This window comes from Paenibacillus sp. FSL H8-0315 (assembly GCF_038005365.1).
In the GTDB taxonomy this organism is placed as follows: domain Bacteria; phylum Bacillota; class Bacilli; order Paenibacillales; family Paenibacillaceae; genus Paenibacillus_AQ; species Paenibacillus_AQ odorifer.
Map to the genome: position 1 here is coordinate 6,230 of NZ_JBBOTA010000001.1, position 13,516 is coordinate 19,745.

Here is a 13,516-nt window from a genome sequence, read left to right on the forward strand (position 1 = left end):
ATGGATTCTTTATCCGTTAGGCTTATGGCTTCTAGTGGTAAATACTCGGAGGCCGTTGATTATTGGCTTGAACAGCTTGCGGAATCACCGTCACCAACAACCATCTCCCTAGGTACGGAAGGTGTTATAGTCGGCCAGTCGTTCCGACAGGTTGAACAGCAACTTTCAAATGAGACTTTACATTGTGTAGAGTCCCTGTCTAAAAACTCCGAACAAGCAATGTTCATGGTCTTAATGTCCGGAACGCTGTTGTTTCTTTCCCGATATCTAAATCTTACGGATTTATTAGTGGGTATGCCTCCACTGAAAAAAAAAGGAAGTGAAGAAGTTGCTTCGGCTGTATTGCCGATTCGAATTCGAATTTGCTCAGAGAGTACCTTCAGGGACGTTCTGATCCAGGTGCGCGATTGCTTAACGGAAGCTGCTAAACATCAGAAATTTCCACATCCTTATATTGCTGAAAAAACCGGACTGCCTATAAACCGTGATGAGTTTCTTCGTTTAGGGACGATTATCTCACTTAACAGCATTCACCAAACGATTGATCCTACTCTCTCTGAATGCCTCATACATATATTTTTTCAAAAGGAAGACGATACACTTTCATTTGTACTGCATTATGATGTCGATCGGTATGCTTATGAGAGCCAGATCAGGTTGAAACAGCAGCTCGCTAACTTCCTTGATTTGATAATGGAACAAATAAATACGCCGATTTCCCAGATCGATATCGTTTCGGATGAGGAGAAGCAACAGTTGCACACGTTCAACGATACGACGGCGGACTATCCGCGGGAAGAGACGATCCATGGGCTATTCGAAGCCCAAGTCGAGAAGACGCCGAACGCAGTAGCTGTCGTGTGCGAAAATCGGCAGCTGACCTATGCGGAGCTGAACAGGCGGGCGAATCAGCTGGCTTGGACGCTGCGCGAGCAGGGTGTGGGACCGGATCGCATCGTGGCGGTCCTGATAGATCGCTCTGTGGAGATGATCGTCGGGGTACTGGGTATCCTGAAAGCCGGCGGGGCGTACTTGCCGATCGATCCAGATTATCCGGCCGAGCGAATTGCCTATACGCTGGCAGACAGCGGGGCGGAGTGGCTGGTAACGACCCGTGACGTCGAGTTTCGGATGCCATCGCTTGCGTTTACGGGATGCCGGGTATATGTCGACGAAACAGCACAGGCACAAGCAGAGAACCCGCCGCAGGGGGCGAAGCCGGCGGATTTGGCGTACGTGATCTATACCTCGGGGACGACCGGAAAGCCGAAAGGAACGATGATCGCACACCGGAATGTTGTGCGGCTGTTGTTCAACGACCGCTTGGCGTTCGATTTCAACGAACGAGATGTGTGGACATTATTTCACTCGTATTGCTTCGACTTCTCGGTATGGGAAATGTACGGAGCGCTGCTCTACGGAGGCAAGCTGGTCGTCGTGCCGATGATGACGGCGAGGGATCCGGAGCAGATGGTGTGGCTGCTGCGGCAAGAGCGGGTGACGGTGTTGAACCAGACACCGAGTGCGTTTTATGCGTTGTTACAACGGGAAATGCAGGAACCGGACGCGGCACTGAGCGTACGAGTCGTCATTTTTGGCGGAGAAGCGCTGGCGCCGGGTCGATTACGGGAATGGAGCCGGAAGTATCCGAATACGGATTTGATCAACATGTACGGGATCACGGAAACGACGGTGCATGTGACGTACAAAAAGCTTGGAGAGGCGGAGATCGCAAGCGGCATCAGCAACATCGGCAAGCCGATTCCGACGCTGCGAACCTATATTCTCAACGAATGGCAGCAGCTGCAGCCGATTGGGGCTGCGGGCGAGTTGTACGTAAGTGGTGACGGTGTGGCGTACGGTTACCTAAATCGGCCAGAGCTGACGGCAGAGAAGTTCGTGGACAACCCTTTTGAGCCGGGTATGCGGATGTACCGAACCGGGGATTTGGCGAGATGGTTACCAGACGGCAACCTCGAGTACTTAGGTCGGATCGACCATCAGGTGAAAATTCGCGGCTACCGGATCGAGTGCGGAGAGATCGAGGCGCGGCTCATGACGCACACTGACATCCGCGAAGCGGTGGTTATTGCCCGGGAAGAGGAGCAAGGGCAGGCGTACTTGTGCGCGTATATCGTGAGCGGTGAAGCGATTTCGGCTCCGGAGTTACGAGCGCACTTGGCCGCATGTCTGCCGGAGTACATGATTCCGTCCTACTTTGTGGCCATAGACAGCCTCCCGTTGACCACTAACGGCAAGGTAGACCGCAAGTCGTTGCCGAAGCCGGAAGCGGCGCATACAGGCAGCGTCTACGAAGCGCCAAGCACACCGACTCAGCGACAGTTGGCAGATATTTGGCAGGAAGTGCTAGGAACGGAGCAGGTCGGCATCCACGATAACTTCTTTGTGCTGGGCGGTGATTCGATCAAGGTCATTCGCCTGGTCAGCCGGATAAATCGCGACATGGAGACGCCCCTCCAGATGAAAGATTTGTACCTGCATCAGACAATCGGACAGTTGTCCGACTTGTTATCTCAGGAACGCAAGCCCGTCCGGCAACTGGAGTTTGGACGGGAGATGCTTGAGCAGATGAAACGGCGTATCACGGACGATCCCGAGCAGGCAAAACAACTGCCGGCCGATTGTGAGGATGTGTATCCGCTTAGCAAGATTCAGCAAAGCATGGTGTTCTACTCGAGATTGCGGCCAGAGGAGCCAATTTACCACGATCAGTTTTTGTACCATTTCAAGATTGTGTCGATGGAGCGGTTTGCAGAAGCGATGCAGCGGTTGTCCGATAAGCATCCGATCCTGCGCACAACCTTCGATCTAACGCATTTTGAGGAAGAAGTCCAGATTGTGCACGCTCGGATCGTGCTGGAGCCGTCGACACAAGATGTATCGTCACTCAGCCGAGAGGAGCAAGAGCGCGTTATCCGCGCATATATCGAACAAGACCAGCGTAACTTGTTTCGGTTCGATGGTGAGGTACTGTGGCGATTTCGCTTATTCCGGCTTAATGCAAAGCACGATTATTACATGGTGTTTACGTTCCACCATGCGATTCTGGACGGATGGAGTGTGGCATCCTTCCAGGAGGAGATTGTGGGTATCTATCAGCAACTGCTACAGGGAAAACCGGTCGAGATAAAGCCGCTACAAAGCAACTACAAGGATTATGTGGCAATCAACCGGTTCCGGGAGAACGACGAGGAGAGCCGGCTATATTGGATCAACGAATTTGCGGGGTATACCCGCAACAAGCTGCCGTTCAACTACGCGGGCAAAAAGAGGGAGCGTGGGGCGGACAGTAGAATTTATCGCAGCCAACTTAGCGGCACGCTGCTCGGATCCTTGGAGCAGCAGGCGAAGCGATACGGTTGTACCGTCAAGGAGTTGTGCCTGAGCGCGTACTTGTATTTGCTTGGTATCCTGACGACGGAGGAAGATATTGTAACGGGCGTGGTCAGCCACGATCGGCCGGCAATCGAGGATGCGGACAAAGTATTAGGCTGCTACCTCAATACGGTGCCGATCCGCATGCGGCTAACACGTAAAGTGTCCAAGCCGGAACTGGTATATCGCACAAAACAGCAGCTTATGCAAATGAAAGTGCATGAAATGTTTCTGGTCGACATCGCCCAATCAATCGGAGAAGTGTCAAGCTCGTCGGTCAACCCGATCTTCGATACGTTGTTTAACTACACGGATTTCCATGTGCTTGAGGAGATGCGTCCGGGGCAAGCGATCGTACCGGAGACGGCGGCGCTGAACTTGGAAGCAAACGAGATGACGAATACGTGGTTTGATCTGGAGGTATCTCAATCCTTTAATAGGCTGAATGTGCAGATCAAATACGCGCCGGCTTATTTTGAGAACCAGGAGATTGAGACGGCGTTCGTTTGGTACGAACGAATCCTTGAAGCTATATGCGACGAAGAGACCGATATCTTGTCAATGGAGCATCTGATGACGGCTGCGGAACGACAAGTGATCGTGTTTGAATGGAATCAGACGGATATGCCGTACGCAGCAGAGAAGACGCTGCACCAGCTGTTCGAGGAACAAGTGGCGAGGACACCTGAACAGCCAGCTTTAAGATGGAACGGTCAGCAACTGACCTATCGGGAGCTAGACGAGCGGTCTAACCGATTGGCGCGGCGACTGCGGGACCTTGGGGTGCAAGTAAATGATCGGGTAGGGTTAATGACCGAGCGGGGCTTCGATATGATTGTCGGTATGCTGGCGATTCTTAAAGCAGGCGCTGCATATGTACCGATTGATCCTGACTATCCGCAAAGCCGGATCGCGCATATTATCGGTCATGCGGGAGTAAATGTCGTTATCGTCGATCGGACGTATGTAGAAGCGCTTGCACAATTCGTCGACAGCAGGGACCCTTCACTGATCGAGTATTCTAGCGAGGCGCTTCACCTTACCATAGATTCGCGCGAGTTGGCGTACATTATTTACACCTCTGGTTCAACCGGACTGCCGAAAGGGGTAATGATTGAGCATCATTCGGCAGTGAACTTGATTAGCTGGGTTAATGAAGAATTTCTTGTTGACAAGGAAGATCGGCTATTGTTCGTCACTTCGATGTGCTTCGACTTGTCAGTGTATGACATTTTTGGACCGCTGGCGGTGGGAGCCCAGGTAGTTATTGCAAATCGGGAACATATACAGGATCCGAAACAGCTGCTACAACTACTTGGACAAGAGGCGATTACGATTTGGGACTCGGTGCCGACGACGCTGAACCATGTACTGCATACCTTGGAGGAACAGGAGGAACTTATCAGCCAGAAGACACTGCGGCTGGCGCTTGTGAGCGGGGACTGGATTCCGGTCGATTTAGCGGAACGTGCGAAGACGTACTTCTTCCCAAACTTGCATGTGATTGGGCTTGGGGGTGCAACGGAAGCAACCATATGGTCCAACTACTATCCGATCCAGGAAGTTACGCCGGATCAAACGAGTATTCCGTACGGAAAACCGCTAGGGAACAATACCTTCTACATTCTAGACGAGGAACGACATCCGGTTCCATACGGGGTGGCTGGTGAGCTGTATATCGGAGGAGTGGGCGTAGCTAGAGGATATTTGAACGATCCGGCCAAAACGAGTACATCGTTTATGGCAAATCCGTTTGTGCCGCAGGGGCGTATGTATCGGACAGGAGACATGGGGCGAATGCTGCCGGACGGCAACATGGAATTCCTGGGGCGCCGTGATCATCAAGTGAAAATTCGCGGCTTCCGGGTGGAGCCGGGAGAAATCGAGAGCCAACTGTTGAAGCATGAGGCGGTCCGCGAAGCAGTGGTAATCGTTCGAGAGGATGCCGCCGATGGGAAATACTTGTGTGCGTATGTGGTACTGCAGCTGGAGACGACTTCGGCGGATATTCGGGAGTATCTCCGGCAAGCACTACCGGCATATATGATACCAGGGTACATTATGCCGATGGAGCGCTTGCCACTGACCCCCAACGGCAAGCTGGATCGCAAAGCGTTGCCGGAGCCGGATGATAGAATTCATTCGGAAGAACGGTATGAGGCGGCAAGCACCGAAACGGAACGGAAGCTGCTCGGTATTTGGCAGGACGTGCTTGGCTTAGAGAACATTGGAGTAAGCGACGACTTTTTTACAATCGGGGGACATTCCCTGCGGGCGACTGCGCTGGTGTCCAAAATCCAGAAGACGATGAATGCTGATCTGATGCTGCAGGAAGTATTCCGACTACCGACGATTAAGGAGCAGGCGCGGAAGATAGAGGGAATGTCCAAGACAGCATACAGTGCCATCGAACCGGCGAAGCCGGGCGAGGATTATCTAATGACGTCGGCGCAAAAAAGAATGTATATCCTGCATGAGCTGGAGCCGGAGAGCACGCGCTACAACATGCCGGGCGTCGTGGAACTGGCAGGGAAGGTAGATGCGGGTCGACTGGAGCAAGCGATTCGTTCAGTCATTACCCGTCACGAATCGCTACGAACGTCGTTCACATGGGTAGACGGCGAACCGAGACAACAGATACACGAAGACGTGTCGTTGGAATGGGTTTACCGGGATGCGGATGAGGGTCAAGCACGGGCGTTGACAAGGAACTTCGTGCGTCCGTTCGCACTTGACCAGGCGCCGCTACTGCGCGCCGGGCTGCTGCGTCTAGCGGAGAACCGCCATTGGCTGCTGTGGGACATGCACCATATTGTGTCGGACGGCGTATCCATGGGCATTCTGGTGTCAGACTTCATAGCGGCGTATGCCGGCGAGGAGCTGCCGCCACTGCGGATTCAGTACAAGGATTATGCAGTCTGGCAGCAAGGCACGCTCGAGGTAGAGCGGATGGAAGCGCATGAGGCGTACTGGCTGTCCGCCTATGCGGAGGAAGCGCCAGTGCTGGAGCTGCCGACCGACCATACGCGTCCGGCGGTGCCAAGCAGCGAAGGCGGAAAGGTATACACCTCGGTGAGCGCCAAGACTGCAGAGGCTCTTAAACGAATCGCGGTAGAGACGGGATCGACGCTGTACATGGTGCTGCTCGCAGCCTATAACGTGTGGCTACACAAGTACACGGGGCAGACCGACATCGTGCTGGGTACGCCGGTGTCGGGGCGCACACATGCAGACACGGAGCCGATGATCGGGATGTTCGTGAACACGCTGGCGCTGCGCAACGCTCCATCCGGGGACAAGCGATTTATCGACTTCGTGCAAGAGGTGAAGGCGCGGACGCTGGCAGCGTTTGAACACCAGGACTATCCGTTCGAAGAACTGGTGGAGAAGCTGAACGTGCGCCGCGATAGGAGCCGAAACCCGCTGTTTGACACGATGCTAATATTGCAAAATATGGAGCAGGTAAGCTTTGATCTGGCAGACGTTGACATTCGTCCGGTCGAGCTGAGCCATCCGGTGACGAAATTCGACTTGACGCTAAACATCGTAGAAGTCAATCAAAGTCTCCATATGACACTGGAATACAGTCGCGCCTTGTTCAATGCGTCTACGGTTGAGCGTCTATTGTCTCACTTTGTACAACTGTTGACTCAAATTACCGAACGAACGGACGCAAGCATAGCTTCTCTGCAACTTATAACGCCAGAGGAGAAACAGTTGCTGCTCTACGCATTCAACGACACGGTAGCAGATTATCCGCGTGAAGCGACGATCCATGGGCTGTTCGAGGCCCAAGTTGAGAAGACACCGAACGCGGTGGCGGTTGTGTACGAAGACCGGCAGCTGACTTATGCGGAGCTGAATGCGCGGGCCAATCAGCTGGCTTGGACGCTACGCGAACAGGGTGTGGGTCCGGATCGCATCGTGGCCATCCTGACGGAACGCTCGCTGGAGCTGATGGTAGGGGTAATTGGCATCCTGAAGGCCGGTGGGGCGTACTTGCCAATCGATCCGTCGCTGCCTGCCGAACGTATCCGGTATATGCTAGCGGACAGTGGGGCGAAGGTGCTGCTGATTCAGCCTAGTCTAGATCCGTGCGGATTCGAAGGCACGGTGCTGGACCTGGCAGAATCTGAACAAGCACCGTCAGAAGCAAACCTCACGCTTAATGCAACGTCGAACGATTTGGCCTATATGATCTACACCTCGGGCACAACAGGGAACCCGAAAGGAGTCATGATCGAGCACCGCTCGGTGGTGAACTTTATCGCAGGGATGAGGCAAGCGATTCCGTTCGCCCCAGCGAAGTCGATGTTATTTGCGACCACGCTGGCGTTCGACATCTCGGTGGTGGAAACACTGCTGGCGTTGACGCAAGGCATGCGGGTCGTGGCAGCGAATGAAGAGCAGCAGAAGGAGCCTCAGCAGCTGGCGGCGCTGATCGAGCGCCAGCATATCGACGTGGTGCAGATGACGCCTTCCCGGTTGAAGATGCTGCTGTCTGCAGGCAACGATGGGTGGCTGGAAAGCGTCACGGAAATGTTGATTGGAGGAGAGGCTTGGACGGACGATCTGCTGGCGGTGCTGCAAAGCAAATCGAAGGCCGCGCTGTTTAATATGTACGGTCCGACCGAGACGACGATTTGGTCCGCGATGCGGGAAGTAACCAATGATCAGACGGTGAGCATCGGGGGTCCGATCGCCAATACACAGCTGTATATTTTGAGCGACAACTGGCAGTTGCAGCCGATCGGTGTTGCAGGTGAGCTGTGTATCGCTGGCGATGGCTTAGCCCGTGGTTACTGGAACCGGCCGGAACTGACGGCGGAGAAGTTCGTGGACAATCCTTTTGAACCAGGTACACGGATGTACCGGACCGGTGATTTGGCGAGATGGCTGCCGGACGGCAACCTCGAGTACTTGGGCCGGATTGATCATCAGGTGAAGATCCGCGGCTACCGGATCGAATGCGGGGAGATCGAGGCGCGGCTCATCGCGCACGCTGACATCCGCGAAGCGGTAGTCATTGCCCGTGAAGAGGAAAAGGGACAGGCGTACTTGTGCGCGTATGTCGTGAGCGGTGAAGCTGTTCCCGTTCCGGAATTACGTACGCATTTGGCGGCTCAGCTGCCGGAGTACATGATTCCGTCCTATTTTGTTGAATTGGAGAACATTCCGCTGAACAACAACGGCAAGGTAGACCGCAAGGCGTTACCCGCACCAGATTTAAATGCAGGCTTAGAAGCCTGTGAAGCGCCGCGGGATGCGCTGGAGGCGCAATTGGCTGAGCTGTTCGCGGAGGCACTGGGCGGGAGTGCGATCGGCATCGGGGATTCATTCTTCGAGCGCGGTGGTCATTCGCTGAAGGCTGTGACGCTGGTGTCGCGCATTCATCAGCAGATGGCGGTGGAGTTGCCGCTGCGGGAGCTGTTCGCGCGACCGACGGTAAAGGCGTTGGCGGAATATGTGCGCAGCATGGATCCTAGCGACTACGGCCGGATTGAGCCGGCAGTGCCACAGGCATCGTATGCGCTGTCGTCGGCGCAGCGGCGGTTGTATGTGCTGCATGAGCTGGAGCCGGAGAGCACGCGCTACAACATGCCGGGCGTCGTGGAACTGGCAGGGAAGGTGGACGCGGATCGGCTGGAGCAAGCGATTCGTTCAGTCATTACCCGTCATGAATCGCTTCGCACGTCGTTCACATGGGTAGACGGCGAACCGAGACAACAGATACACGAAGACGTGTCGTTGGAATGGGTTTACCGGGATGCGGATGAGGGTCAAGCACGGGCGTTGACAAGGAACTTCGTGCGTCCGTTCGCACTTGACCAGGCGCCGCTACTGCGCGCCGGGCTGCTGCGTCTAGCGGAGAACCGCCATTGGCTGCTGTGGGACATGCACCATATTGTGTCGGACGGCGTATCCATGGGCATTCTGGTGTCAGACTTCATAGCGGCGTATGCCGGCGAGGAGCTGCCGCCACTGCGGATTCAGTACAAGGATTATGCAGTCTGGCAGCAAGGCACGCTCGAGGTAGAGCGGATGGAAGCGCATGAGGCGTACTGGCTGTCCGCCTATGCGGAGGAAGCGCCAGTGCTGGAGCTGCCGACCGACCATACGCGTCCGGCGGTGCCAAGCAGCGAAGGCGGAAAGGTATACACCTCGGTGAGCGCCAAGACTGCAGAGGCTCTTAAACGAATCGCGGTAGAGACGGGATCGACGCTGTACATGGTGCTGCTCGCAGCCTATAACGTGTGGCTACACAAGTACACGGGGCAGACCGACATTGTGGTGGGTACGCCGGTGTCGGGGAGAACACATGCAGACACGGAGCCGATGATCGGGATGTTCGTGAACACGCTGGCGCTGCGCAACGCTCCATCCGGGGACAAGCGATTTATCGACTTCGTGCACGAGGTGAAGGCGCGGACGCTGGCAGCGTTTGAACATCAGGACTATCCGTTCGAAGAACTGGTGGAGAAGCTGAACGTGCGCCGCGATAGGAGCCGAAACCCGCTGTTTGACACGATGCTAATATTGCAAAATATGGAGCAGGTAAGCTCTGATCTGGCAGACGTTGACATTCGTCCGGTCGAGCTGAGCCATCCGGTGACGAAGTTTGACTTGACGCTAAACGTCGTCGAAGTCAATCAAAGTCTTCACATGACGCTGGAATATAGTCGCGCCTTGTTCAATGCGTTTACGGTTGAGCGTCTATTGTCTCACTTTGTACAACTGTTGACTCAAATTACCGAACGAACGGACGCAAGCATAGCTTCTCTGCAATTTATAACGCCAGAGGAGAAGCAATTGCTGCTCTACGCATTTAACGACACGGCGGCAGCGTATCCGCGTGAAGCGACGATCCATGGGCTGTTCGAGGCCCAAGTTGAGAAGACGCCGAATGCGGTAGCGGTCGTGTACGAGGACCAGCAACTGACTTATGCGGAGCTGAATGCGCGGGCCAATCAGCTGGCTTGGACGCTGCGCGAGCAGGGTGTGGGTCCGGATCGCATCGTGGCCATCCTGACGGAACGCTCGCTGGAGATGGTTGTCGGGGTGCTGGGTATCCTGAAAGCTGGCGGAGCCTACTTACCAATTGATCCGTCGCTGCCTGCCGAGCGTATCCGGTATATGCTGACGGACAGCGGCGCGGAGGTACTTCTGATTCAGCCGGGCCTGGATCCATGTGGATTCAAGGGTTCGGTGCTCGAGTTGACGGAAAGGGGACAAGCGCAACTCGAGGCCCATCCGCCGCTAACGATAGACTCTCGGCGTTTGGCTTATGTAATTTACACCTCGGGTACGACTGGGAACCCGAAAGGAGTCATGATCGAGCACCGCTCGGTGGTGAACTTTATCGCAGGGATGAGGCAAGCGATTCCGTTCGCCCCAGCGAAGTCGATGTTATTTGCGACCACGCTGTCGTTCGACATCTCGGTGGTGGAAACACTGCTGGCGTTGACGCAAGGCATGCGGGTCGTGGCAGCGAATGAAGAGCAGCAGAAGGAGCCTCAGCAGCTGGCGGCGCTGATCGAGCGCCAGCATATCGACGTGGTTCAGATGACGCCTTCCCGGTTGAAGATGCTGCTGTCTGCAGGCAACGATGGGTGGCTGGAAAGCGTCACGGAAATGTTGATTGGAGGAGAGGCTTGGACGGACGATCTGCTGGCGGTGCTGCAAAGCAAATCGAAGGCCGCGCTGTTTAATATGTACGGTCCGACCGAGACGACGATTTGGTCCGCGATGCGGGAAGTAACCAATGATCAGACGGTGAGCATCGGGGGTCCGATCGCCAATACACAGCTGTATATTTTGAGCGACAACTGGCAGTTGCAGCCGATCGGCGTCGCAGGTGAGCTGTGTATCGCTGGCGATGGCTTAGCCCGTGGTTACTGGAACCGGCCGGAACTGACGGCGGAGAAGTTCGTGGACAATCCTTTTGAACCAGGTACACGGATGTACCGGACCGGTGATTTGGCGAGATGGCTGCCGGACGGCAACCTCGAGTACTTGGGCCGGATTGATCATCAGGTGAAGATCCGCGGCTACCGGATCGAATGCGGGGAGATCGAAACGCGGCTCATGACGCAAGAGCACATCCGCCAAGCAGTGGTTATTGCCCGTGAAGAGGAGCAAGGGCAGACGTATTTATGCGCGTATATCGTGAGCGACGAAGCTATTCCCGTTCCGGAGCTATGTGCGCATTTGGCGGCACAGCTACCGGAGTACATGATTCCGTCCTATTTTGTTCAATTGGAGAACATTCCGCTGAACAACAACGGCAAGGTAGACCGCAAGGAGTTGCCGGCACCAGATTTAAATATAGGTCTAGAGGTTTATGAAGCGCCTCGAGATGAGCTGGAGGCGCAATTGGCGGAGCTGTTCGCGGAGGTGCTGGGCACGGGCTCGTTCAGCATCGGCGACTCGTTCTTCGAGCACGGCGGTCATTCGCTGAAAGCCGTGACGCTGGTGTCGCGCATCCATCAGCAGCTGGCGGTGGAGTTGCCGCTACGGGAGTTGTTCGCGCGACCGACGGTGAAGGCGTTGGCGGAATATGTGCGCAGCATGGATCCTAGCGACTACGGTCGGATTGAGCCGGCAGAGCCACAGGCATCGTATGCGCTGTCGTCGACGCAGCGGCGGTTGTATGTGCTGCATGAGCTGGAGCCGGAAAGCACGCGCTACAACATGCCGGGCGTCGTGGAACTGGCAGGGAAGGTGGACGTGGACCGGCTGGAGCAAGCGATTCGCTCAGTCATCACCCGTCACGAATCGCTACGCACCTCGTTCACGTGGGTAGATGGCGAACCGAGACAACAGATACACGAAGACGTGTCGTTGGAATGGGTTTACCGGGATGCGGATGAGGGTCAAGCACGGGCGTTGACACGGAACTTCGTGCGTCCGTTCGCACTTGACCAGGCGCCGCTACTGCGCGCCGAGCTGCTGCGTCTAGCGGAGGACCGCCATTGGCTGCTGTGGGACATGCATCATATTGTGTCGGACGGCGTATCGATGAGCATTCTGGTGTCAGACTTCATGGCGGCGTATGCCGGCGCGGAGCTGCCGCCACTGCGGATTCAGTACAAGGATTATGCAGTCTGGCAGCAAGGCGCGTTCGAGGCCGAGCGGATGGAAGCGCACGAGGCGTACTGGCTGTCCACCTATGCGGAGGAAGCGCCAGTGCTGGAGCTGCCGACCGACCATACGCGTCCGGCGGTGCCAAGCAGCGAGGGCGGACGCGTTCATGCAGAGATTAGCGCGGACGTGGCCGAAGGGCTGAAGAAGGTCGCAACGAAGACCGGATCAACGCTGTACATGGTACTGCTTGCAGCCTATAACGTGTGGCTACACAAGTACACGGGGCAGAGCGACATCGTGGTCGGTACGCCGGTGTCGGGGCGCACACATGCGGACACGGAGCCGATGATCGGGATGTTCGTGAACACGCTGGCGCTGCGCAACGCTCCATCCGGGGACAAGCGATTTATCGACTTCGTGCACGAGGTGAAGGCGCGGACGCTGGCAGCGTTTGAACATCAGGACTATCCGTTCGAAGAACTGGTGGAGAAGCTGAACGTGCGCCGCGATAGGAGCCGAAACCCGCTGTTTGACACGATGCTAATATTGCAAAATATGGAGCAGGTAAGCTTTGATCTGGCAGACGTTGACGTTCATCCGGTCGAGCTGAGCCATCCGGTGACGAAATTCGACTTGACGCTAAACGTCGTGGAAGTCAATCAAGGTCTTCACATGACACTGGAATATAGTCGCGCCTTGTTCAATGCGTCTACGGTTGAGCGTCTATTGTCTCACTTTGTACAACTGTTGACTCAAATTACCGAACGAACGGACGCAAGCATAGCTTCTCTGCAACTTATAACGCCAGAGGAGAAACAGTTGCTGCTCTACGCATTCAACGACACGGTAGCAGATTATCCGCGTGAAGCGACGATCCATGGGCTGTTCGAGGCCCAAGTTGAGAAGACACCGAACGCGGTGGCGGTTGTGTACGAAGACCGGCAGCTGACTTATGCGGAGCTGAATGCGCGGGCCAATCAGCTGGCTTGGACGCTACGCGAACAGGGTGTGGGTCCGGATCGCATCGTGGCCATCC

The 13,516-nt window shown here is 55.5% G+C and carries 1 protein-coding gene (only partly in view); it reads left to right on the top strand.

All coding sequences use genetic code 11. The annotated features are described in order from the left end of the window. On the top strand, nt 1-13,516 hold the 5' portion of the coding sequence (locus MHB56_RS00015; RefSeq protein ID WP_341143105.1) for a non-ribosomal peptide synthase/polyketide synthase. The gene runs 17,666 nt beyond the window's last position; only the first 13,516 of its 31,182 coding nucleotides appear in the window; its start codon is at nt 1-3; its stop codon lies off the right edge, out of view.